The 22,963-nt window shown below is 71.9% G+C and carries 22 protein-coding genes and 1 pseudogene; 16 read left to right on the top strand and 7 right to left on the bottom strand.

Going from position 1 to position 22,963, the window contains the following annotated elements:
• Positions 1-270 precede the first annotated feature (270 nt).
• Positions 271-1,413: an FAD-dependent monooxygenase gene (locus QSK30_RS08850; RefSeq protein ID WP_285501232.1), complete on the bottom strand. Its 1,143-nt coding sequence runs from the start codon at positions 1,411-1,413 to the stop codon at positions 271-273.
• A 110-nt stretch (positions 1,414-1,523) separates the two neighbouring features.
• Between QSK30_RS08850 and QSK30_RS08845 the strand changes: the two genes are divergently transcribed.
• Positions 1,524-2,435, top strand: a complete 912-nt coding sequence (locus tag QSK30_RS08845) for a TetR/AcrR family transcriptional regulator C-terminal domain-containing protein (RefSeq protein ID WP_285501231.1) — start codon at positions 1,524-1,526, stop codon at positions 2,433-2,435.
• Here the strand turns inward: QSK30_RS08845 and QSK30_RS08840 are convergent.
• Positions 2,410-3,861 (bottom strand): AMP-binding protein, encoded by a 1,452-nt coding sequence (locus QSK30_RS08840; protein ID WP_285501230.1) that lies wholly within the window; start codon positions 3,859-3,861, stop codon positions 2,410-2,412. The two genes, QSK30_RS08845 and QSK30_RS08840, sit on opposite strands and share 26 nt — an antisense overlap.
• Positions 3,862-3,998: 137 nt before the next feature.
• Between QSK30_RS08840 and QSK30_RS08835 the strand changes: the two genes are divergently transcribed.
• Both QSK30_RS08835 and QSK30_RS08830 read left to right on the top strand, forming a co-directional pair.
• Positions 3,999-4,139, top strand: a complete 141-nt coding sequence (locus QSK30_RS08835; RefSeq protein WP_285501228.1) for a VOC family protein — start codon at positions 3,999-4,001, stop codon at positions 4,137-4,139.
• Positions 4,132-5,055: an arylamine N-acetyltransferase family protein gene (locus QSK30_RS08830; protein ID WP_285501227.1), complete on the top strand. Its 924-nt coding sequence runs from the start codon at positions 4,132-4,134 to the stop codon at positions 5,053-5,055. Before QSK30_RS08835 ends, QSK30_RS08830 begins: the two co-directional genes overlap by 8 nt.
• A 25-nt stretch (positions 5,056-5,080) precedes the next feature.
• On the opposite strand, the gene QSK30_RS08825 is transcribed toward QSK30_RS08830, so the two are convergent.
• Positions 5,081-5,992, bottom strand: coding sequence for a 1,4-dihydroxy-2-naphthoyl-CoA synthase (locus QSK30_RS08825; RefSeq protein ID WP_285501224.1), 912 nt, complete (start codon positions 5,990-5,992; stop codon positions 5,081-5,083).
• 73 nt (positions 5,993-6,065) lie between these two features.
• Here QSK30_RS08825 and QSK30_RS08820 point away from each other — a divergent pair, with 73 nt between their 5' ends.
• From QSK30_RS08820 to QSK30_RS37125, 10 genes and pseudogenes are all read left to right on the top strand, one after another.
• Complete coding sequence (locus QSK30_RS08820; protein WP_285501222.1) at positions 6,066-7,394, top strand: hypothetical protein; 1,329 nt, start codon at positions 6,066-6,068, stop codon at positions 7,392-7,394.
• A gap of 519 nt (positions 7,395-7,913) precedes the next feature.
• Entirely contained in the window at positions 7,914-9,593 is a 1,680-nt protein-coding gene (gene menD, locus QSK30_RS08815) for a 2-succinyl-5-enolpyruvyl-6-hydroxy-3-cyclohexene-1-carboxylic-acid synthase (protein ID WP_285501220.1), read from the top strand.
• 56 nt (positions 9,594-9,649) lie between these two features.
• Entirely contained in the window at positions 9,650-10,123 is a 474-nt protein-coding gene (locus tag QSK30_RS08810; RefSeq protein WP_285501218.1) for a DUF3592 domain-containing protein, read from the top strand.
• A gap of 43 nt (positions 10,124-10,166) precedes the next feature.
• Positions 10,167-11,090 (top strand): 1,2-phenylacetyl-CoA epoxidase subunit PaaA, encoded by a 924-nt coding sequence (gene paaA, locus QSK30_RS08805; protein WP_285501216.1) that lies wholly within the window; start codon positions 10,167-10,169, stop codon positions 11,088-11,090.
• Positions 11,087-11,374 (top strand): 1,2-phenylacetyl-CoA epoxidase subunit PaaB, encoded by a 288-nt coding sequence (gene paaB / locus QSK30_RS08800; RefSeq protein WP_285501214.1) that lies wholly within the window; start codon positions 11,087-11,089, stop codon positions 11,372-11,374. The genes paaA and paaB overlap by 4 nt, the downstream gene beginning before the upstream one ends.
• A gap of 16 nt (positions 11,375-11,390) precedes the next feature.
• Positions 11,391-12,284, top strand: coding sequence for a 1,2-phenylacetyl-CoA epoxidase subunit PaaC (gene paaC / locus QSK30_RS08795; protein ID WP_285501213.1), 894 nt, complete (start codon positions 11,391-11,393; stop codon positions 12,282-12,284).
• Entirely contained in the window at positions 12,278-12,769 is a 492-nt protein-coding gene (gene paaD / locus QSK30_RS08790; protein WP_285501596.1) for a 1,2-phenylacetyl-CoA epoxidase subunit PaaD, read from the top strand. Before paaC ends, paaD begins: the two co-directional genes overlap by 7 nt.
• Before the next feature lie 2 nt (positions 12,770-12,771).
• On the top strand, positions 12,772-13,827 hold the full coding sequence (paaE, locus tag QSK30_RS08785) for a 1,2-phenylacetyl-CoA epoxidase subunit PaaE (protein ID WP_285501594.1): 1,056 nt from the start codon (positions 12,772-12,774) through the stop codon (positions 13,825-13,827).
• Positions 13,824-15,428 (top strand): phosphoenolpyruvate--protein phosphotransferase, encoded by a 1,605-nt coding sequence (gene ptsP, locus QSK30_RS08780; RefSeq protein WP_285501212.1) that lies wholly within the window; start codon positions 13,824-13,826, stop codon positions 15,426-15,428. The genes paaE and ptsP overlap by 4 nt, the downstream gene beginning before the upstream one ends.
• 124 nt (positions 15,429-15,552) lie before the next feature.
• A pseudogene (locus QSK30_RS37125) lies at positions 15,553-16,427 on the top strand (IS5 family transposase).
• Here the strand turns inward: QSK30_RS37125 and QSK30_RS08770 are convergent.
• Genes QSK30_RS08770 through QSK30_RS08755 form a run of 4 tightly spaced genes read right to left on the bottom strand, consistent with a single transcriptional unit; the run spans position 16,424 to position 19,564 of the window.
• Positions 16,424-17,176: an alpha/beta fold hydrolase gene (locus QSK30_RS08770; RefSeq protein ID WP_285501208.1), complete on the bottom strand. Its 753-nt coding sequence runs from the start codon at positions 17,174-17,176 to the stop codon at positions 16,424-16,426. The pseudogene QSK30_RS37125 and the gene QSK30_RS08770 overlap by 4 nt on opposite strands.
• On the bottom strand, positions 17,176-18,396 hold the full coding sequence (locus tag QSK30_RS08765; RefSeq protein WP_285501206.1) for an RNA polymerase sigma factor: 1,221 nt from the start codon (positions 18,394-18,396) through the stop codon (positions 17,176-17,178). Before QSK30_RS08765 ends, QSK30_RS08770 begins: the two co-directional genes overlap by 1 nt.
• The gene (locus QSK30_RS08760) at positions 18,393-18,713 is read right to left on the bottom strand and encodes a YciI family protein (RefSeq protein ID WP_285501205.1); all 321 of its coding nucleotides are present in this window, start codon (positions 18,711-18,713) and stop codon (positions 18,393-18,395) included. Before QSK30_RS08760 ends, QSK30_RS08765 begins: the two co-directional genes overlap by 4 nt.
• 20 nt (positions 18,714-18,733) lie before the next feature.
• Positions 18,734-19,564, bottom strand: coding sequence for an inositol monophosphatase family protein (locus tag QSK30_RS08755; RefSeq protein ID WP_285501202.1), 831 nt, complete (start codon positions 19,562-19,564; stop codon positions 18,734-18,736).
• Positions 19,565-19,710: 146 nt separating this feature from the next.
• Here QSK30_RS08755 and QSK30_RS08750 point away from each other — a divergent pair, with 146 nt between their 5' ends.
• The 3 genes from QSK30_RS08750 to QSK30_RS08740 are packed head-to-tail and all read left to right on the top strand — an operon-like array spanning position 19,711 to position 22,682.
• Positions 19,711-20,856, top strand: a complete 1,146-nt coding sequence (locus QSK30_RS08750; protein ID WP_285501200.1) for a glycosyltransferase family 4 protein — start codon at positions 19,711-19,713, stop codon at positions 20,854-20,856.
• Positions 20,857-20,859: 3 nt separating this feature from the next.
• The gene (locus QSK30_RS08745) at positions 20,860-21,969 is read left to right on the top strand and encodes a glycosyltransferase (protein WP_285501198.1); all 1,110 of its coding nucleotides are present in this window, start codon (positions 20,860-20,862) and stop codon (positions 21,967-21,969) included.
• 23 nt (positions 21,970-21,992) lie between these two features.
• Positions 21,993-22,682: a demethylmenaquinone methyltransferase gene (locus QSK30_RS08740; protein ID WP_285501196.1), complete on the top strand. Its 690-nt coding sequence runs from the start codon at positions 21,993-21,995 to the stop codon at positions 22,680-22,682.
• The last annotated feature ends 281 nt before the right edge of the window (positions 22,683-22,963 follow it).

Below are 22,963 nucleotides of genomic sequence, written 5' to 3'. Positions count from 1 at the left end.
CGGCCCTGCGGCCCTGCGGGCTTGGGGCCCTGCGGCCCTGCGGCCCTGCGGGCTTGGGGCCCTGCGGCCCTGCGGGCTTCCCTTCTGTGCCATGTCGGGTGGTTGGGCGAGTTGTTCGAAATGGGCGGCGGGTGGTTCTGGACGTCTTGGGTGACCTCCGTGGAGGTGTTCGCTGGAAGTACGTTCCGGTCGGGCGATGGGTGGTCTGGTGGCTGGGCGTGGGGATCGGCAGGTGTTCGTGTGCAGCACAGGGGCCGGCACCGGGCGGGACTACCGGGTGGTTGCCCCCTGTGGGGTGCGGACCGCGTAGTCGTCCAGGGTGAGGGCGCGGGCGGCGGTGTCGATGGCCTCCTGCGGCGGGCGCTCGCCCTGCCAGTCGGTGGCCAAGCGGTGGTTGAGCTCGACGAAGGGGCGCATCTTGGCGTCGTATGCGGCGAAGGCGGTGGTGTGGTCGTCGGCCGTCGCCAGTTCGCCCGCGAGGACGTAGGCGCCCACCAGGGCGAGGCTGGTGCCCTGGCCGGTGAGTGGTGAACCGCAGTAGGCGGCGTCGCCGAGGAGGGCGACCCGGCCCGTGGTGTAGGCGTCCATCTTGATCTGGCTCATCGAGTCGAAGTAGAAGTCGGGGGCGGTCCACATGGCCTTGACCAGGGCGGGGATCTCCCAGCCGGTGCCGGTGAGGCGGTCGGCGAGCAGGTGGCGCTGGGCGTCGGCGTCGCGGTAGTCGTAGTCCAGCGGCGGCGACATGAAGCCGAGCATGCCGCGGGCCTCGGTGTTCTCGCGGACGCTGTAGATCCCCGCCATGCCGTTCTCGAACTGGTGGAAGGTCTGCCACCGGTCGAGGCCCAGGTGGTTGGGCAGGCTGAACACCGCCAGGTAGACGCCGAGGTGCCGGATGAACTGCGCCTCGTCGCCGAACGCGAGCGAGCGCACCCGGGAGTGCAGGCCGTCGGCGCCGACCACCAGGTCGAACCGGCGCGGGGCGGCGGTGGCGAAGGTGACGTCCACGCCGTCGGCGTCTTGGGTCAGGGCGGTGATGGAGTCGCCGAACAGGTACTCCACGCCCTCGACCGTCTCGCGGTAGAGCACGTCGGACAGGTCGTCGCGGAGGATCTCGATGTCCCGGCTGTCCGTCGGCCCGCCGGTGAAGGTGGTCTCGGTGGTGCTCATCAGGACCGTGCCGTCGGCGTCGACCATCGACATCCCGCGCATGCCGACCTCCAGCGCCTGGAAGTCCGCGAGCAGCCCCATCCGGTCGGCCACGTCCAACGCGACACCGCGGATGTCGACGGCTTGACCGCCGGGTCGGGGCCCGGGCGCGCGCTCGACGACGGTGACCTCGAAGCCGGAGCGGGTGAGCCAGAAGGCGAGCGCGGGGCCCGCGACGCTGGCGCCGGAGATCAGAACTGACGGCATTGGAGTCCCCTTGTGTACTCGGTACGCTTGATGTGTACAACGTATCTGAGGCTAGTACAGAGGTCAAGTGGTATGTTCTCCGCTGTGCTGTACTAGTACAGGGAGGCTGTGTGGAAGCGACGTACGCGCGGGTCGCCGCCGATATCCGCCGCCGGATCGAGGAGGGTGAGCTGGCGCCGGGTGATCGCGTGCCCTCCACCCGGCAGATCACCAAGGAGTGGGGGGTCGCGCTCGCCACCGCCGCGAAGGCGCTGCAGGCGCTCACCCAGGAGGGCCTGGTGCAGGCGGTGCCCCGGGTCGGCACGATCGTCACCACGATCGACATCCCGGCCCGCCCGGTCCGGCGCGAGGTGGAGCTGAGCCGGGAGCGAGTGGTCGACGCGGCGATCGGGATCGCCGACGCCGAGGGGCTCGACGCGCTGTCCATGCGCGGCGTGGCCGCCAAGCTGGGGGTCGCGACGATGGCGACTTATCGCCATGTCGACAGCAAGGACGACCTGATCCTGCTGATGATGGAGGCCGCGCTCGGCGAGGACCCGTTCCCGGCCGAGCGGCCGTCGCACTGGCGCGCCGGCCTGGAGTTCGCCGCGCGGCTGGAGTGGCGGATCTACCGGCGGCACCCGTGGCTGGCGCAGGCGATCTCGCTCACCCGGCCGCAGCTGCTGCCCAACGCGCTGGCCCACACCGAGTGGATGCTGACCGCGATGGACGGGGTGGGCCTGCCGCCCGACCGGGCGATCTACTCGTGCATCACGGTGTTCAACTACGTGCGCAGCACCGCGGTCAACCTGGAGTGGGAGCGGGAGGCGGAGAGCGCCACCGGGCTCACCGACCAGGAGTGGCTCGACAACCAGCAAGGCGCGTTCGAGCGCCTGATGGCCAGCGGCGCCTATCCGACCTTCGCGCGGATGACCGACGACGGGGTCGACTTCGACATGGTGCTCGACGAGCTGTTCGAGTTCGGCCTGCTGCGCCTGCTCGACGGCTTGGCGGTGTTCATCGAGCGGGGAGGTCGCGACTGAGCAGGCCGACCACGGCAGCCCGGTCGACCTTGCCGGGGCCGCGCAGCGGCAGCGCGTCGACGAACCGCAGCAGTCGGGGGACCGCGGCCGCGCCGAGTTCGACGCGGACGGCGGCGGCGAGCCGCGACTGGTCGACGGCGCTGTCGGCGCTGTCGGTGGTGCTGACGATGGCGGCCGCCACCCGCTGACCCCACTCGGGATCCGGGACGCCGACGACGCACGCCTCCGCGACGCCCGGCTGCCCGGCCAGCACCCGCTCGACGGCGGCCGGGGCGATCTTCACCCCGCCGGTGTTGATCATGTCGTCGACCCGGCCGAGCACCTCGAGCTTGCCGTTGACGAGCGTGCCCAGGTCGGAGGTGCGGAACCAGCCGTCGACGAACGCGGCCCGGGTCGCCTCGGGGGCGAGGCGGTAGCCGTGGGCCAGGGTGGGGCCGCCCAGCTCGATCACGCCGTAGGGCACCGGATCGCCACCGGGCGCGAGCGTCGCTCGCTCGGGGGGCGAGCCGTCGCCGGGGTGTGCGTCGACACCGGTGATCCGGACCTGGACGCCGTCCAGCGGCACGCCGTCGTAGACGCAGCCGCCCGCGGTCTCGCTCATGCCGTAGGTCGTGACCACGCGCACCCCGGCGTCCCGCGCCCTCGCCAAGGTGTGCGGTGCCGTGGCCGCGCCACCGACCAGTACCGCGTCGAAGGAACGTAGCGCCGCCAACGCGTCGCCGCCCGCGTCGAGCAACCGCGTGAGCTGGGTCGGCACCAGGGCCGTGTACCGGGGGCCGTCGCTGCCCAGCACGTCGACCGCGGCCTCCACGAACCGCCGAGCCTGGAAACCGCCAGCGGGCAGCACGCTCAGCGGCGTCCCGGCCACGATCGAGCGCACGATGACCTGCACCCCCGCGATGTGCTGCGCGGGCATGGCGAGCAGCCAGGTGCCCGGACCACCCAGGTACCGGTGGGTGGCCTCGGCCGACGCGCGCAGGGCAGTGGCCGAGAGCAGCACGCCCTTGGCCTCGCCGGTCGAACCTGAGGTGCGCACGACCAGGGCTGTTCCGGGTTCTAACGGGATCTCCGGATGCATCCGCTCGGCGGACTCCTCGGGCCCGAGCGGAAGCACGCCCCACCCCACCAGATCGGTCAACGCCGCCGTGCTGGCCAGGGGGTCCAAGGCGTCCAGCGCTGTCGCGCCAACCGCGGCCGCTGACCCGGGTGTGGTTGGCGACTCGGGTGCGGCTGCGGGGCCGACTCCGGTCGCCGTCGCCGTAGTCGGGTCGGGCGTGGTGCGGGTGTCGGGCAGCGTCCCGTGGGAAGCCAGACCGGCGCCGGACGGCCCTTGGCCGCGTTGCGGGCCGCCGTCGAGTGCCCTGCGCAGGGCACGTTCCAGCTCCCGCACCGCGGCGGTGGTGCCGTCCAGGGGGATCACGCGCATGCCGATATCCTCGCAGCGCGGTCGCCGAACTGTGCGGTGGCCGAACTGCGCGGGGCGAACCGTGCGGTAGTCGGCTGACCGATGTCGGGGCGCACGCCTACGCTCTGGGCGCAACCGGCTCAAGAGGAGTGCCGTCGATGTCGATAGCGCCGCAGAAGATCACCCCTTTCCTGACGTTCGAAGGTCCGGCTGAAGAAGCCCTGACGCTCTACACCTCCCTGTTCGATGACGCCGAACTGCTCCGATTCGGTGTCGCTTGGAAGCTGAACCTTGGCTGAGCGGACCTGGCGCAGGCCCCTCGACCACGGACTGCGCGACGCCTACCTCGCCCGGCTCGGCCACACCAGCCCGCCGCCGCCCACCGTGCAGGCCCTGCTCGACCTGCACCGGGCGCAGGTGGAGCGGGTGCCCTACGAGGTCGTCTGGATCGCCCTCGGCGAGCAGCGTGGCGTCGACCCGCTGGAGTCTGTCGGGCACCTGGTCAACGGCCGCGGTGGCTACTGCTACCACCTCAACGGCGCGTTCGCCTGCCTGCTGGACTGGCTGGGGTTCGACGTGCACTGGCGCGTCGGCGGCGTGCAGACGTCCTCGGACGACGAGCCGGTCGGCGCCACGGCCAACCACCTGGCCCTTGAGGTGCACGGCCTGCCCGCGGCCGAGTCCCCCGACGGCCGGTGGTTCGTCGACACCGGCCTCGGCGACGCCCTGCACGAGCCGCTGCCGTTGCGGCCGGGCAGCTACCCGCAGGACCCGTCGGTGTTCACCCTGCGCCCGTCGCCGGTGATCCCCGGCGGCTGGCGCTTCGACCACGACCCGCGTGGTGGCTTTCACGGCATGGACTTCACTCCCTCCGAGGCCACCGTCGCAGATTTCGCCGACCGGCACCGGGAGTTGTCCACAGGCCCGGACTCGGCCTTCGTCCGCGTGGTCACCCTCGCCCTGCGGGGCCGGGGGTCGATCACCACGTTGCGCAGCCTGCGCCTGACCCGGCGCGGCACACCCGACGGCCAGACCGGCCAGAGCAGCCAGGCGGATCAGGCGGATCGGGCCGACCTCGCCACCAAGGCCGACTACTTCGCCGCGCTGCAGGACGTCTTCCGGCTCCGGCTGTCCGATGTGGACGATCAGCGCCGGGACGCCCTGTGGCACCGGGTGCGCGCCGACCACGAGGAGTTCCTGAGCCGGGCCCAGTAGCAGCGGGGCCCGGGAGCAGCCGGGCTCAGTAGTAGTACGGGTAGTCCGACCAGTCCGGGTCGCGCTTCTCCAGGAACGCGTCGCGCCCCTCGACGGCCTCGTCGGTCATGTAGGCCAGCCGGGTCGTCTCACCCGCGAAGATCTGCTGGCCGACCAGGCCGTCGTCGATCGCGTTGAACGCGTACTTGAGCATCCGCCGCGCGGTCGGCGACTTGCCGTTGATCTCCCGCGCCCACTGCAGCGCGGTCTCCTCGAGCTCCGCGTGCGGCACGGCCTGGTTGACCGCGCCCATCCGCACCATGTCCTCGGCCGAGTACGCCCGCCCCAGGAAGAAGATCTCGCGCGCGAACTTCTGCCCCACCTGCCGGGCGAGGTAGGCCGACCCGAAGCCGCCGTCGAAGCTGCCCACGTCCGCGTCGGTCTGCTTGAACCGCGCGTGCTCCAGGCTGGCCAGGGTGAGGTCGCAGGTCACGTGCAGGCTGTGCCCGCCGCCCGCGGCCCAGCCCGGGACCACCGCGATGACCACCTTCGGCATGAACCGGATCAGCCGCTGGCACTCCAGGATGTGCAGCCTCCCCGCGCGGGCGGGGTCGACCGTCGCCGCGGTCTCGCCGGAGGCGTACTGGTAGCCCGTGCGGCCGCGGATCCGCTGGTCACCGCCCGAGCAGAACGCCCAGCCGCCGTCGCGCGCGGACGGGCCGTTGCCGGTGATCAGCACGCAGCCGACGTCCGAGCTCGTCCGCGCGTGGTCGAGCGCGCGGTAGAGCTCGTCGACGGTGTGCGGTCGGAACGCGTTGCGCACCTCGGGCCGGTCGAACGCGATGCGCACGGCCCCGGTGTCGACGGCCCGGTGGTAGGTGATGTCGGTGAAGTCGAACCCGTCGACCGCGCGCCAGGCCGCCGGGTCGAACAGTTCGGAAACCTCGCGCTCAGCCACGGTGCCCGAGCATGCCGGCGGCCCTGTGGACAGTCGTTCGCGGGGTTGCCCGCCGACGTGTAAAGCTGGGTGCGTGCACGACCTGGACTCGGCCCTGGAGGTCATTCGCGCGCGGGACGACACCGCGGCGAAGCACGCGCACGCCCTCTGGCACGTCATGCGCGCCACCGCCGCGCACCCGACCAAGGTCACCCGCTACGACGTGCAGCAGATGGTGTGGACCACGCTGCCGCAGGCGCACCTCAGCCCGGGCGGGCACGGCGCGTTCGACGACCTGCACGAGACCTGCGAGTCCTTCGCCGAGCTGCTCGACCTGCTCGGCCACGCCGAGTACGCGCGGCTCTGCCGGGCCGAGACCACCCACCGCATCCTCGACGCCGCGGACGACGAGGTGGCCTACCGCGCGCTGGTGGCCGCCGCGTGGCGCGCCTCCGGGGTGTGGCCGCCGGACACGCCGCTGATGACCTGGGCCGAGCAGGGCGGCCCGATCGAGACGGCCCTGCACGCGGCGGCGGGCAGGCTGCTGGAGGAGGCGGTCGAGGCGGGCACCCTGCCCGCCGACGGCAGCGGCGAGGCGATGCGGGTCGGCCTGGTCATGCGGCTGCTGACCAGCCCGGAGGCCGAGGGCGACGACACCTGGTTCGTCCGGCTGCTCGACGAGCGGCTCGAGGAGTGGACGCTCGGGCAGGGTAGCCAGACCCGGCGCGAGCTGATGGTGCGGCTGCGGCCGGATGTGCGCCGCGCCCCGGAGAGCGACGGCGCCCAACTGCCCGCGTTGACCCACCTGCTCGCGCAGTGCCGCGGGCCGGGTGCGCGGCTCACCGGCAGCGGCTACCTGCCGACGACGCTGGTCAGCGACCTGATCGAGCTGATGCCCACCTGCGCGGAGCTCGGCGGGACGGGCCGCAGCGAGTCCCAGTGGCCACCGGTGAAGCTCTTGCGCGAGCTGTCCACCGACTTCGGGTTGACGGTGCGTGAGGGCGCGCGGTTGCGGCTCACCGACCCGGGCAACGCCCTGATCGGTGACTCCGACTCGCTGCTGATGACGGTGGGTGAGCGAGTGGTCTCGCTCGAGCGCACCGCGCTGGGGGTGATCCAGGAGGTGGTGTTCGCCGCGCTGCTGCTGGAGGAGCGGATGGCGCCGACGCGGATCTTCGAGAAGGTCGCCTACGTGCTGGCGGAGGAGGGGTGGTCCGGCGCCGGTGGCACGGAGTTCGGCCCGACGCACGCCGCCGAGGTGGGGGCGTGGTTCCTGCGCAGGCTGCGCGTCCTGGACGCGTTGGACGCGGACTGGACCGCTCGCCGGGTGGGGCTGACGCCCGCGGGCCGGGCGATCGCGCGGTGGAGCTTGCGCGCGCGGGTGCTGTTCCGGCACCGCGCCGACGACCAGGTGTTGCCTTGACACCGCTCCACCGTCCCGGTGGCCACGCAGTCGAGTCGCCCGACGGGGTCTTGTGCGGCGCACTGGGCCGGAGGCGTGGTCCGGCGGCGGACGCAGGAGCCAAGGCGTTCCCCGCCGTGCGCCCGGCTCAGGCGTCTCGGTCTTGTGCCCGCCGAGAGATCGGCTGCGCTGGTCGCGGGGAGCGTGCGGGTGGTCTCGCGGGGGCTGAGCGGCTCGGTGCGAGGGTGTCGCTGTGATCAGGGGTACCCACACCGCTGAGACCTCGGGGTCTCCGGGCTCGCTGCCGACAGTGTGCAACACGGCCTGCTCGTCGCTGGTCGTGCGCGGGGTCGGCGGCGCAGCGACATCACCAGTCGAGGAGGCGGTGAGCAGCCCGTTGGTGGGCGCGCTCCCAGCCCGGGCCCGTGCCAGGGCCCAGTCGGCCGATCTTCGTCGTATTGGCGGTAACGGGTTGCAGTCCCGCCGCGCGGGGCGGAATGGTCGGCTGCGGGGACTGACCGCCGAGGGGAATGGGGACCTGTGAATCCGTCCACCGCGATGGCCACCGTCGTGGTCGACGAGCTGGTCCGCAACGACATCCGGCACGTCGTGCTCTGCCCGGGCTCGCGCAACGCCGCCCTGTCCTTCGCCCTGCACGCCGCGGTCACCGAGGGCCGGTTGGAGCTGCACGTCCGGGTCGACGAGCGGTCCGCCGGTTTCCTCGCCCTCGGGTTGGCCCGGGCCTCGGGCAGGCCCGCGGCCGTGGTCTGCACCTCGGGCACCGCGGTGGCCAACCTGCACCCCAGCGTGCTGGAGGCGCACCACTCCGGGGTCGGGCTGCTGCTGATCACGGCCGACCGGCCGCCGGAGCTGCACGGCACCGGCGCCAACCAGACCATCGACCAGCGCAACATCTTCGGCAGCGCCGCGGTCGCGGTCGACTTCCCGGTGGCTGAGCGGCGCGCGGGGCTCAACCCGGTGTGGCGCGGACTGGTCTGCCGCGGTGTCGCCCGCGCCGAGACCGGGCTGCCGGTGCAGCTCAACATCCCCTTCCGCGAGCCGCTGGTGCCCACCTTCGGCGAGGACTGGCCGGACAAGCTGGTCGGCAGGCCGAACGGGCTGCGCTGGACCACCTCCTCGGCCGCGCGCTCGGTGCCCGGCAACCGGGTCGACTTCGCCCTGCCCGCCCGCACCCTCATGGTCGTCGGCAGCGGCGACCCGGCCCGGGCGACCGCGGCCGCCGGGGTGGCGGCGAAGGCGGGCTGGCCGGTGGTCGCCGAGCCGGTGGGCGCGGCGGCGGCGATCGCGGGTGGCGCGCGGGTGCTGCGCTGCGGGCCGCTGCTGCTGGGCACCGGTGCGCTGCCCGAGCGGCTGCGGCCGGACGCCGTGGTCGTGGTGGGTCGGCCGACGCTCTCGCGCGGGGTGCGCGGGCTGATGGACCGGGTGCCGGTCTACGGCATCGGTGATCATCCGCAGTGGACAGACCCGCAGTACGTGGCCACGCACGTGCGCGGCTGGCTCGACCAGGACGACCTCGTGCACGTCACCGGGCACGACCAGGCCTGGCTCGCGGGCTGGCAGGAGGCCGAGGACGCCGCGGCCGACGCCGTCGAGGCGGTGCTGGCGGGCGAGCGGTGGCCGACCGGGCTGCGGGTCGCCCAGGAGCTGGTGCAGGCGCTGCCCTCCGGCGCGACGCTGTTCCTCGGCTCGTCCAACCCGGTTCGCGACGTCGACCTGGTGGCCCGCCACCGCGCCGACGTCACCGTGCACGCCAACCGGGGCGTGGCGGGCATCGATGGCAACGTGTCCACCGCCGTGGGGATCGCGCTCGGCTGCGGTGCGCCCGGGTACGCGCTGGTCGGCGACCTGACGTTCCTGCACGACACCAACGGCCTGCTCATCGGCCCCGGCGAGCGCCGCCCCGACCTCACCGTCGTCGTGCTCAACGACGACGGTGGCGGCATCTTCTCGCTGCTGGAGCAGGGCGCCGCCGAGCACCGCCCGGCCTTCGAGCGGGTCTTCGGCACCCCGCACGGCGTCGACCTCGCCGCCCTCTGCGCCGCCCACCGCGTCCAGCACGTGGTGGCGGGCACCGCCGCGGAGTTCAAGCGCGCGCTGGAACCAGCCCCGGGGCTGCGCGTGGTCGAGGTCCGCGCCACCCGCGAGCACCTGCGCGACCTGCACGCCCGCCTGCGCGAGGCCGTCGCCCGGGCGGTCTGACGCCCCTGTGGACAAACCGGCTCGTCCCCAGCGGGCACCCGGATAGGCTCCGCCGGGTGGAGGACGAACAGCTCACCCGCCCCGAGCGGACCAGGGCCATCACCGGGCTAGTGGCGATCGTGGTGGCCGGGGTGCTGTCCCTGCTGGGTGTCCTGCTCATCGTCGCCGCGGTCACCGAGGACGCCGCGATCGAGCGGCACACCGGCAACGCCAACGCCGACGTGGTCAGCGTCTCGTTCAACCGCACCCTCGTCCGCTTCCAGACCCCGGACGGTGCCGAGCACCTGCCCACCGTCGGCGTGCTCTACCCCGAGGCCCTCGAGGAGGGCCAGGTCGTGCGGGTCGAGTACGACCTGCGCAACCCCGACCTGGTCCGGGTGGCAGGCCGGGGCGCCTCGCTGACGATCCTGCCGGTCAGCACCGCCCTGATCGGGGTGTGGGCGATCGCCGGGGGAGCGCTGTTCTGGCTGCGCCGGGGCGGCCCGCTGCACATCCGCAGGCTGCGGCCGCGTAGACGGGTCCGCATATGACACTTCTCCGCAAAATCGACGTTCAGGTGTAACATCCGGTGCTGTGGACCTGGAACGCGAATTCGAGCGCGTCGTCGCCGCCGACCACCGGATCGAGCCGCGCGACTGGATGCCCGACGGCTACCGCAAGACGCTGATCAGGCAGATCGCGCAGCACGCGCACTCGGAGATCATCGGCATGCAGCCCGAGGGCAACTGGATCAGCCGGGCGCCCTCGCTGCGCCGCAAGGCGATCCTGCTGGCCAAGGTGCAGGACGAGGCGGGGCACGGCCTCTACCTGTACGCGGCCACCGAGACCCTCGGCGCCGACCGGGCCGAGCTCACCGAGAAGCTGGTCGAGGGCCGCCAGAAGTACTCCTCGATCTTCAACTACCCCACGCTGACCTTCGCCGACGTCGGCGTCATCGGCTGGCTGGTCGACGGGGCCGCGATCTGCAACCAGGTGCCGCTGTGCCGCACCTCCTACGGACCGTACGCGCGCGCGATGATCCGGGTCTGCAAGGAGGAGTCGTTCCACCAGCGGCAGGGCTACGAGCTGCTGCTGACGATGATGAGCGGCACCCAGCAGCAGCGCGACATGGTCCAGGAGGCGGTCGACCGCTGGTGGTGGCCGTCGCTGATGATGTTCGGCCCGCCGGACGCGGAGAGCTCCAACACCGAGCAGTCGATGCTGTGGCGGATCAAGCGGCACACCAACGACGAGCTGCGCCAGCGCTACGTGGACATGTCCGTGCCGCAGGCGGACAAGCTCGGCGTCACCTTCCCCGACCCGGAGCTGGCCTGGAACGCCGACCGCGGCCACTACGACTTCGGCGAGCCCGACTGGACCGAGTTCTGGCAGGTCGTCAAGGGCGAGGGCCCGTGCAACGCGCAGCGCGTCGAACACCGGCGCAAGGCGCACGAGGACGGCGCATGGGTGCGCGAGGCCGCGACGGCGTACGCGGCTAAGAGGGAGAAGGCAGCATGAGCAGGTCATCTTGGCCGCTTTACGAGGTGTTCGTGCGCGGTAAGCGCGGCCTCAACCACGTGCACGTCGGCTCGCTGCACGCCCCTGACGACGAGATGGCCCTGCGCAACGCGCGCGACCTCTACACGCGCCGCAACGAGGGCGTGAGCATCTGGGTGGTCAAGGCCGAGGCGATCACCGCGTCCAGCCCGGACGAGAAGGACCCGTTCTTCGCCCCCAGCGGCGACAAGGTCTACCGGCACCCCACGTTCTACGTGATCCCCGAGGACGTGCCGCACCTATGAGCCCGGAGACGCGCTGATGGACAACGCCTACGACGGCCTCACCGAGGACAGCGAGGAGAAGCACTGGGCCTTCGGGACCGGCTTCAGCACCGCGCTGGCCGGTGTCGACCGCGCCGTCCCGTCAGGTGTGGACCACGACGTGCTGGCCGTCTACTGCCTGATGCTCGGCGACGACGCGTTGATCTACTCGCAGCGGCTGGCCGAGTGGTGCTCGCGGGCGCCGGAGCTGGAGGAGGACGTCGCGCTGGCCAACATCGCCCTCGACCTGCTCGGCCAGGCGCGGCTGCTCCTCACCCGAGCCGCCGAGGTTGAGGGTGCCGACCGCGACGAGGACGCGCTGGCCTACCTGCGCGACGAGCACGAGTTCCGCAACGTCCGGCTGGCCGAGATCGACTGCGGTCCCGGTCCGGGCGGCGACTTCGCCACCACGATCGCCCGCCTCCTGGTCATGTCCACCCACCGCCTCGCGCTGCTGCAGCGGCTCACCGGCTCGCTCGACCCGGTGCTGGCGGCGATCGCGGCCAAGGGCGTCAAAGAGGTGGCCTACCACCGCGATCACGCCGCGCAGTGGGTCTTGCGGCTCGCGGGCGGCACCGAGTACTCCCGGGAGCGCATGGTCGCTGGTCTTGAGCGGGTGTGGCCCTTCACCGACGAGCTCTTCGCCACGCACGCCGTTGAGGCCGCTGTCGCCGAGGCGGGCGTCGGGGTCGACCCGGCCACGCTGCGAGCCGAGTTCGACGAGGTCCTCGACACCGTTCTGCGTGCCGCCGACCTGGACCGGCCGGACGTCCGCCAGGTCGCCGCGCTCGCGGGCCGGGCGGGCCGCGACGGTGTGCACACTGAGGCGCTCGGATTCCTGCTCGCCGAGATGCAGTACGTCGCCCGGTCGATGCCGGGAGCGGTCTGGTGAGCGCGCGGCAGGTGGCCGAGCAGGTCCTCGACCCCGAGCTGCCGGTTCTCACCCTGGCTGATCTCGGTGTCTTGCGGGATGTGTGCGAAGAGGGCACGCACGTCACGGTGACCATCACGCCTACCTACTCCGGGTGTCCCGCGCTCGACGAGATGCGCGCGGACCTAAGAGGCAAACTCGCCGAGGCGGGCTATACCGACGTCGTGGTCCACACCGTGTTGCATCCGGCGTGGACCACCGACTGGATAAGCGAAGACGGTCTACGCAAGCTCGCCGACCACGGCATCGCCCCGCCGCAGCGGATCGGCCCGCGGGCGGTCGGACCTATCCCGCTCAACCTGGAACCTCCTACCCGCCGCGTGCAGTGCCCGCGTTGCGGTTCGCCGCGGACGACTGAGTTGTCCAGGTTCGGCTCCACCGCGTGCAAGGCGCTGCGCCGCTGCGAGGACTGCCGCGAACCGTTCGAGCAGATCAAGGAACTGTGACCGTGCGCGCCTTCCACTCCCTCCCGGTCGCCGCCGTCGACCGCCTCTGCGACGACGCGGTGGCGATCACCTTCGCCGTGCCCGGTGAGCTGTCCGACCGGTTCGCGTTCAAGGCAGGCCAGTACCTCACCTTGCGCCAAGACGTCGAAGGACACGAGGAACGCCGCTCTTACTCGATTTGCGCCCCCGTCGGCGCGGCCCCGCGCATCGGTGTTCGGCGAGTCGAAGGGGGCTTGTTCTCAAGCAAACTGGTCGACGGCCTCCAACCCGGTGACGAGCTGGAAGTGCTGCCGCCGCAAGGTAACTTCACCCCGGAGATAGAGCCGGGCAGCCACCACGGGTTCGTCGCCGCGGGCTCGGGGATCACCCCGGTGCTCTCGATCGCGGCCACTGTCTTGGCCGAGCCGACTACGCGCGTCACCTTGCTCTACGGCAACCGCCGTTCCGACACGGTCATGTTCGCCGAGGAGCTCGCGGACCTGAAAGACCGCTACCCGGCACGGTTGCAACTGGTGCACGTGCTCTCCCGCGAGCCAAGTGACGTTGAGCTGTTCTCCGGCCGCCTCGACGCGTCCCGGCTCGCCGAGCTGTTCGAGCGCGTGGTGCCCGCGGGCGATATCGACCAGTGGTGGCTGTGCGGGCCGTTCGGCCTGGTGCAGGACGCCTACGCGCTGCTCGCCGAGCGCGGTGTGCCCGCGCGGCAGGTCCACCGCGAGCTGTTCTACGTGGACGAACCGCCGCCGGAGCCCAAGCGGGTCGACGATTCCCGTGTCGACGGTCCGACCGCCGCAGTCACCGTGGTCCTCGACGGTCGCGAGACCACGTTGGCGCTGCCGCACGACGAGCCAATCCTGGACGCCGCCCAGCGCGTGCGCGCGGACCTGCCGTTCGCGTGCAAGGGTGGGGTGTGCGGCACGTGCCGCGCGAAGGTCGTCAGCGGGGAGGTCAAGATGCGCCGCAACTACGCTCTTGAGCAGCACGAACTGGACGCGGGTTTCGTGCTCACCTGCCAAGGTCTTCCGGTCACCGACGCGGTGACGGTCGACTTCGACGCATGACCATCGGCATCAGCCCGGGCGTGGCCACCGGACCGGTGGCCCGGCTGGGTCTGCCGCCGCAGCTTCCCGCCGAGACCCCTGAGCCGGGCCAAGACGACGCGGATAGGGCTACCGCTGCGTTGGAGGACACCGCACTCGAACTGGAGCGACGGGCCTCTTACGCAAATGACGACGCCGCCGAGGTGTTGACCGCGTCGGCGATGATGGCGCGCGATCCCGCGCTTGCGGCGAGCGTGCGCGATCTCGTCGGCCAAGGGGTGCCCGCCGCGTGGGCTGTGGACCGTGCGATCGGCACCTACCGGGAGATGCTCGCGAGCGCGGGGCCGTACCTGGCCGAGCGCGTCACCGACCTCGACGACATCCGCGACCGCGCGGTGGCCCACCTACTCGGTCTGCCGATGCCCGGTCTGCCAACGCCCGGCCACCCGTACGTGCTGGTCGCCGTCGAGCTGGCGCCCGCCGACACCGCGCTGCTGGACCCGGCGGTCGTGCTGGCCGTGGTCACCGAGCGCGGTGGACCCACCAGCCACACCGCGATCCTGGCGAAGTCGCTCGGCATCCCGGCGGTCAGCGGCTTCACCGAGTCCCTCGTGGACGGTCAGGTCGTGCTGGTCGACGGTGCCAAGGGGCGCGTGGTGGTGGACCCGAGCGCGGCCGAGCTCGCCGCCGCCCGCGGCCGTGCCGCCCGGGTGGCGACCACCGGGCCGGGGCGCACCGCCGATGGCCACCCGGTCGCCTTGCTGGCCAACATCGGCGGCCCCGATCCAGTCCCCGACGCTGAGGGCGTGGGGCTGTTCCGCACCGAGTTCTTGTTTCTCGACCGCTCGCAAGCGCCCACGGTGGAGGAGCAACGCGCGGTCTACCGGAGCGTGCTCGAACCGTTAGCGGGTAGACGAATCATCGTGCGGACGCTAGATGCCGGCGCGGACAAGCCGGTGCCGTACGCAACTTTTGGCCAAGAGGCCAATCCTGCGTTGGGCGTCCGAGGACTCCGTACGTCGTGGCGTCACCCAGAGCTGTTGCACGACCAGCTCGCGGCTCTTGCGCTGGCGGCGTCGGACACCGGCGTCGAGCCGTGGGTGATGGCGCCGATGGTCGCCACCGCCGCCGAGGCCGCGGACTTCGCCGCCACCGCCCGCTCGCACGGCCTCGCCCGGGTCGGCGTGATGATCGAGATCCCGGCCGCCGCGCTGCGCGCGGCCGCCATCCTGTCCGAAGTGGACTTCGTCAGCCTGGGGACGAACGACCTGTCCCAGTACACCTTCGCCGCCGATCGCGAAGAGTCCGCGTTGGCCGACCTGCTCGACCCGTGGCAGCCCGCCCTCCTGGACCTCGTGGCGCTGGTGGCCGAGGCGGCGCGGGCGGCGGGCAAACCGGCGGGGGTGTGCGGCGAGGCCGCGGGCGATCCCCTGCTCGCGCCGGTCTTCGCGGGCTTGGGCATCTCGTCGCTGTCGATGGCGCGGACGGTCATCCCCGAGGTTCGGGCGAGCCTCGCCGAACACACCCTCGACGACTGCCGCGAGATCGCCGCCGCCGTCCTCGCCGCGGACACCCCCGCCGACGCGCGCCGGGCGGCCAGTGCCTGTGTCGAAGTCGGTTGAGGTGACTTCGGTCTGGGTTGATGCTGTTCAGCGTGTTGATGATCGGAAATGAGCGAGGTCTCCGGTGGTCGGTTCGTCGACGAAGAAGAACCTGAACACCGGAGACCTCGTGGACACCCTGGCGGTGACGGGGCGGTTCGACCTGACCGCCGCGCAGTGGGCGGCGCTGGAGCCGTTGCTGCCCCGACCGTCCCGGTCGGGTCGTCCGTCGTTGTGGGGCAAGCGGCAGCTGATCGACGGGATCGGTGGCGGGTCCGTGTCGGTGCGCCGTGGCGGGACATTCCCGCGACGTGTGGTTCCTGGTCGGCGGCTTATGGGTTGTTCCGGCGCCGGCGACGGGTCGGTGTCTGGCAGGTGGTCCTGACCGCGTCGCAAGCCGGCGCCGACGCGGTCGGGCAGCTCACACGGGATGTCGGTGTGGACTCCACGAGCGTGCGGGCGCACCGGCATGCGGCGGGTGCGCGGAAAGGGGGGATCCGCGGGCCGAGCCGCCGGGCGGGGTCACGACCGAGCCCGACGATCACGCGGTGGGCCGTTCCCGCGGCGGGTGGACCACGAAACTGCATCTGGGCTGCGAGCAGGGCCAGAAGCCGTTGTCGATCGTGCTGACCGCTGGTCAGCGCGGTGCTGCGCGGGATCCGGGTGCCTCGGGTCGCCGGTGGTCGTCCCCGGACCCGCCCGGACCGGGTGCTGGCGGACAAGGCGTACACGTCCACGGCCAACCGGGAGCATCTTCGTCGTCGCGGGATCAAGGCGACCATCCCGAGCAAGGCCGACCAGGACGCGCATCGCAAGGCCAAGGGGTCGAAGGGCGGCGGGCCACCGGCCTTCGACCCCGAAATCCACAAGCAGCGCCACGCGGTCGAGTGCGGCATCAACCGGCTCAAACGCCACCGTGCCGTGGCCACCCGGTACGACAAACTGGCCGTGCGCTACGAACCCACCGTCCATATCGCCACGATCAACGAATGGCTCTGCCCACTTCGATATAGGCCCTAGTCGGACTCGGTGAAGAAGTCCGCCACCAGCGGGGCCAGCAGGGCGATGTCCACGTTGTGCGTCTGCTCGGCGAGCGCGATGTGCTTCGCCCCCGGCACCGTGTCGGCGACCAGGCCCGCCGCCGCGGTCAGGAACGGCGGGCTGGCGGCCCCGGAGAGCACCAGGGTGCGCGCGGAGATCTGCGCGAGGTCCGGCAGACCGGTCTCGGCCACCACCTGGTGGTCGTAGGGCAGCGTGTGCGCGAGGTTGATCAGGTGGGGCCAGCCCATGCCGTCGCGGATGTCGTCGATCACCTGCTTCGGCATGCCGGTCGCGCCGAGGAACGCGCGCACCGCCCCTTCGCGGTCGCCTGCGGCGATCCTGTCCGCCTGCTCTTCGGCGAACGCGGTAGACGGGTCCGCGTTGAACGGGGGCTCGTAGACCGCCACCCGGTCTACTGGGACCCGGCTCGCGGTCAACAGCGCCAAGAGGCCGCCGGAAGACATCCCGTACACCGCGGACGCGCCGACCGCCGCCATGACGGCGGTGAGGTCCTCGACCTCGCGGTCCACTGAGTACGGCAACGTGTCACCGCTGTCGCCGCGGCCACGACGGGCGTACGAGACCGCGGTCAGCCGCGGCGCCAACAGCTCGCCCAGCGGTCCGTTGGACAGTCCGTCGCTGAACGCGCCGCCCACCAGCACCACCGGGGTACCGGATCCGGTGGTCGAGTAGCTGATCTCCGTGCCGTCGGCCGAGGTGGTCTGCATCAAGGTGGTCCTTTCGGGAGTTGTCCTCCGGACGACGAACGGGCGGCGCCGAGACGGACAAGCCTGGCGGAGAGAAATCTGCGTTCCGGCTCCGTGGGGGCCAGCGCCAGCGCCGCGCGGTAGGCCTCGGCGGCCTCGTCGACGCGGCCCAAGCGGGTCAGCAGGTCGGCGCGCGTGGCTGGGAGCAGGTGGTAGCCGGGCAGGTCGACGCCGTCGAGCAGGTCCAGCCCGGCGGCCGGACCGCGCACCATGGCCACCGCCACCGCGCGGTTCAGCGTGACCACCGGCGACGGCAGCATCAGGGAGAGCGTCCCGTACAGCGCGGCGATCTGCGGCCAGTCGGTCTCCGCGGCCGTCTTGGCCGTGGCGTGGCAGGCAGCTATCGCCGCTTGCACCTGATACGGGCCAGGACGTCCTATCAGCAGCGTCTTGTCCAACAACGACAAACCGTCCGCGATAGCCGAAGAGTCCCAAATGGACCGGTCTTGGTCGTCCAGCAGAACCAGGTCCCCGTCGACGAACCGCCCCGGCCGTCGAGCCTCGTGCAGCAGGAGCAACGCCAGCAAACCGGCGGGCTCCGGCTCGTCCGGCAGCAGCTCGACCAGCATCCGCGCCAGCCGGATCGCCTCGGCGGACAGCACCTCGCGGTCGGAATAGCCCTCGTTGAACAGCAGGTAGACCACACCCAGCACGGCTGTCATCCGCGCGGGCAGAGTCTCGGCGGACGGGACCCGGTACGGGATGCCCGCGTCGCGGATCTTGCCCTTGGCGCGCGTGATCCGCTTGGACATCGCAGCCTCAGGCACAAGGAATGCCCGCGCGATCTCCGCCGTTGTCAACCCGGCCACCGCGCGCAGCGTTAGCGCTACCCGCGCCTCCAAGGCGAGCGCCGGGTGGCAGCAGGTGAAGATGAGCCGTAGACGGTCGTCGACAATCTCATGTGGATCCTCTTGCTGGAAAACGGCTACCTGCCGCAGCTTGGCCGCGCCGACGGCCTCGCGCCGGAGGACGTCCACCGCGCGATTCCTCGCCGTTGTCGTCAACCACGCCCCGGGCCGGTCGGGAACACCGTCTTCCGGCCACCGCCGCACGGCTTGCGCGAACGCCTCTTGCGCGCACTCCTCGGCCAAGTCCCAATCACCGACCGTGCGGATGAGAGTGGCGACCACGCGGGTCCACTCCGCGCGGTAAGCCCGTTCCACGGCGTCATGGGCGTTCATTCGATCGGGCGCACCTCGAGCATCCCCACCGCCGCGGCCGGGTGCTTCGCGGCCACCTCCACCGCCTCCGCCCGGGTGGCGCACTCCAGCAGCGCGTACCCGCCGATCTGGTCCTTCGTCTCGGCGAACGGCCCGTCGGTCAGCAAGACCTCGCCGTCGCGCACCCGCACCGTGGTCGCCTCTTCGGGTGAAACAAGCCCCTCACAGGAGAGCAGCAACCCGCGGCGGGTCATCTCCGCGCTCCACGCCGCGCAGCCGGACATGTCGGCGTCGGCGTAGTCCTCCGCGCGCCCGGCGATGAGCATCAGGTACCGCATGCCCAGCGACGGTACGCCTCTCAGGCGACAGTCTCCTGCCACCAGCCCAAGACCTGCTCGGCTACGCCCGGGGCGGCCACCAGCAGCCCGTCCACCGGTAGCGGCGCGTCCTGCCCGTGCCGGTCGAGCACCGCCGCGCCCGACTCCAGCGCCAGCGCGACCGCGCCCGCGACGTCCCACTCGTGGTAGCTGTGCAGCACCGCCGCCGCCGCGTGCCCGAGCGCCACCTGGGTGACCGCCAGCGCGGCCGAGCCCAGCACGCGCACCCCGGCCCGCGCGGCGGCCGCGCGCTCGATGAACTCGCCCATCCCCGGCCACGGGCCGTTGCGGGCCAGCTCCGTGCACACGATCGAGCCCGCGGTGGACGTCCGGTCGGTGAGCGACACCCGCACGCCGTTCGCCCGGGCACCCCGCCCGCGCGCCGCCGCGTAGATCTGGCCGCGGTACGGGTCGGCGACCACGCCCACGACCGGCCCCTCCGCGTCGACCAGGGCGAGGCTGTAGGCGCACCACGGGACACCGGCGACGTAGTTGGCCGTCCCGTCCACCGGGTCGACCACCCACCGGTACTCCGAGACGTCGGAGCCGACGTCCGCGCCGAACTCCGAGCCCACCACCGGGATCCCGGGGAACTCGGCGGTCAGCACCCGCCGGGTGTGCCGTTCCAGGGTGCGGTCGGTGTCGGTGACCCAGTCGAAGGGCGAGTCCAGTACCCCTGGCATCGCCCCGCGTCCCGCGGTCGCGGTGATCACGTCGGTGGCGTCGTTCGCCAAGCGGCCCGCGATCTCCAGGGCCCGGGAGAGCAGCCCCGGCTCCACGGGTTTGCGAGAGCGGGAGGACAAGAGCGTCATGCCAACCTAGAGTGACCACCCCGGGTGACCGCAGTGCGACCGGCAGATGACGGGTCGGGGGTGGTGAGGCCAAAGTTGGTCATTCCGGCGGTACCCACCCGCTGTTCCGGTGTCGTTCGCCGCCATGACACGCGGGGGACCGCCTGGTGGCAGACCTGGGGTGCGACGGTCGGCTGGTGCGCGTCGCGATCGTCACCGAGAGCTTCCTGCCGCAGGTGAATGGCGTCACCAACTCCGTCCTGCGGGTGCTCGAACACCTCCACCAGCGCGGGCACCAGGCGATGGTCATCGCCCCCGGTGCCGGGCCCGACCGCTACCTGAGCGCGGACGTCGTCCGGGTCAGGGCGGTCGACCTGCCCGTGATCACCTCCCTGCCGATCGGTGTGCCGAGGCCGAAGATGCTCACCGACCTCGGCGACTTCGCCCCCGACGTGGTGCACCTGGCCTCGCCGTTCGTGCTCGGCGCGGGCGGGCTGTGGGCGGCCAAGCGGCTCGGTGTGCCCACCGTCGCGGTCTACCAGACCGACGTCGCCGGGTTCGCCGCCGCCTACGGGCTCAGCCGGGGCGCCCGCGCGGCCTGGCGGTGGATCCGCCGGGTGCACTCCGGTGCCGACCGGACCCTCGCCCCGTCGACGGCCGCCGTGCGCGACCTGACCGAACGCGGCATCCCCCGCGTGCACCGGTGGGGCCGCGGTGTCGACGTCCGCCGCTTCGCCCCCGAGCACGTCGACCGCGGCCTGCGCGCGCGGCTCGCGCCCAACGGCGAGCTGCTCGTCGGCTACGTCGGCAGGCTCGCGCCGGAGAAGCGGGTGGAGCACCTGGCCGTGCTCAACGACCTGCCCGGCGTGCGGGTCGTCGTCGTCGGCGACGGCCCGGACTCCGCCGCGCTGCGCGCCAAGCTGCCCGACGCGGCGTTCCTGGGCTTCCGCGAGGGCGCCGAGCTGGCCGCCGCGTACGCGAGCCTGGACGTGTTCGTGCACACCGGCCCGCACGAGACGTTCTGCCAGGCGGTGCAGGAGGCGATGGCCTCCGGTGTCCCGGTGATCGCCCCGAACGCGGGCGGCCCGCGCGACCTGGTCGACCACGGCCGCACCGGTTTCCTGCTCGACCCCGACCGGTTCGCCACCGACCTGCGCCCCGCGGTCGAGCGGCTCGCCGACGCCCTGCTGCGCCGCCGGATGGGCGCCGCGGGCCGCGCGGACGTGCTCGGCCGTACGTGGACCGCGGTGTGCGAGGAACTGCTCGGGCACTACGGCGAGGTCGCGCTGGCGAGAGGGTCGAAGGCTGCTTAGGCCATGCGCATCGTGCAGCTCGCCAATTTCTACGGGCCGCGCTCAGGTGGCCTGCGCACCGCTCTGCACCACTTGGGCGCGGGCTACGTCGCGTGCGGGCACGAGGTCACCCTTGTCGTGCCCGGTAGTCGAACCGGTGATGAGCGGCTGCCTTCCGGCGTACGTCGGATAACCCTGCCCGCACCGCGCATCCCGGGCACTGGCGGTTATCGCGCGGTCGACCCCTTACGCGTCACGGCGCTCTTACCCAAGCTGCGCCCAGACCGGCTAGAGGTGTCAGACCGGTTGACGCTTCGCGGCATGGGCCGATGGGCCACCGAGCGCGGTATCCCCAACGTGGTGATCTCCCACGAGCGCTTGGACCGGCTCTTGGAGCAGTTCCTCCTACCGGTCCCGTTGGCCCGAAGAGTCGCCGACGAGGCCAACCGCCGTATGGCGGCCAACTACGACACCGTCGTCTGCACAACCGACTTCGCCCGCGCGGAGTTCGACCGCATCGGTGCCACCAACGTCCAACGCGTCCCCCTTGGGGTAGACCTGACGACGTTCACCCCAACGCGGCACGACGGCGCGTTGCGCTCAGAACTGGCGCAGGGCGCGGACATGCTCTTAGTGCACTGTGGACGTCTCTCACCCGAGAAACACGTAGAACGCAGCGTTGATGCTCTTGCCGCGTTGCACGCCTCAGGTAACCGCGCCCGCCTTGTCGTCGCGGGAGACGGTCCGCGGATGAGCGCTCTACGCAAACGGGCTGCCGGCCTGCCCGTGACGTTCCTCGGTTTCCTCACCGACCGCGCTGACGTTGCCCGCCTGCTGGCCACCGCGGACGTCTCGCTCGCCCCCGGCCCGCACGAAACGTTCGGTCTGGCCGCGTTAGAGGCTCTTGCGTCGGGCACGCCGGTAGTGGTGTCGGCGTCCTCGGCGCTGCGGGAGATCGTCCGCCCGGACTGCGGGCTCGCCGTGTCCGACGACGCCCCCGCGTTCGCAGGCGCCGTGGCGGGCCTGCTCTCGCTGCCGGAACCGGACCGGCGCGCGGCCGCGCGGGCCAGGGCGGAGCAGTTCGACTGGCCCAGCTCGGTGCGCGGGATGCTGACCGCTCTGAGCCTGCGGTGAGCCGCTCTCGTACGCTTCGGCCCATGGCACGAGCCGGTTTGGACAAGGACCCGCGCGACATCGCCGAGATGTTCGACGGGGTCGCCAGGGGTTACGACCGCACCAACTCGGTCATGACGCTGGGCTTCGACCGGCGCTGGCGCGAGATGACCCGGCGAGTCCTCGACGCGAGCCCGGGGGAGAAGGTCCTCGACCTGGCCGCGGGCACCGCGGTGTCAACCGTCGAATACGCCCGCTCCGGCGCCTGGTGCGTGGCCGCCGACTTCTCCCTGGAGATGCTCAAGGGCGGCGCCTCCCGCGGTGTCCCCAGAGTCGCCGCCGACGCGTTCCACCTACCCTTCGCCGACAACGCCTTCGACGCGGTCACGGTGTCCTTCGGCCTGCGAAACATGAACGACACCGTCGCCGCCCTCACCGAGATGCGCCGCGTGGTCCGCCCAGGCGGCAGGCTGGTGATCTGCGAGGTCTCCCAACCCCCACTACGACCGCTGCGCTGGCTCTACCGCAACACGGTCCTACGCGGCCTCCCGATCATCACCAAGCCGTTCTCATCCAACAGCGAGGCCTACACCTACCTGGCCGAGTCCATGCGCGACTGGCACAACCAACGCACAGTCGCCGAACTAATCGCCCGCGCCGACTGGCACGACGTCGAGTGGCTGAACCTCACCTTCGGCGTGGTAGCCCTGCACCGCGCCACCAACCCGCACTAGCCACCAACCCGCACTAGCCACCAACCCACACTAGGGCGTCTCCACCCCGCCAGGTTCGACCAGATCACCCCACCCTCCCCGCCCCACCACCCAGCCGCAGCGGTGGAGGCCGACCCCGCACCAATCCGCAGCGGAGAGGCCGCCCCCGCTGGTTCCGGCGGCCCCGCTACGGATGCTCGATCTAGTGGACTCGCTTCGTGTGGGGGGAGAGCACCGCTAAACTTGACCTGTGGTGGGGATGCCCTTCACCCCACGCTTTTTCCCCACCGCGGTGCTCTAGG

This window comes from Actinokineospora sp. NBRC 105648 (assembly GCF_030269645.1).
Classification (GTDB): domain Bacteria; phylum Actinomycetota; class Actinomycetes; order Mycobacteriales; family Pseudonocardiaceae; genus Actinokineospora.
This window is presented reverse-complemented; position numbering and strand designations above follow the sequence as displayed.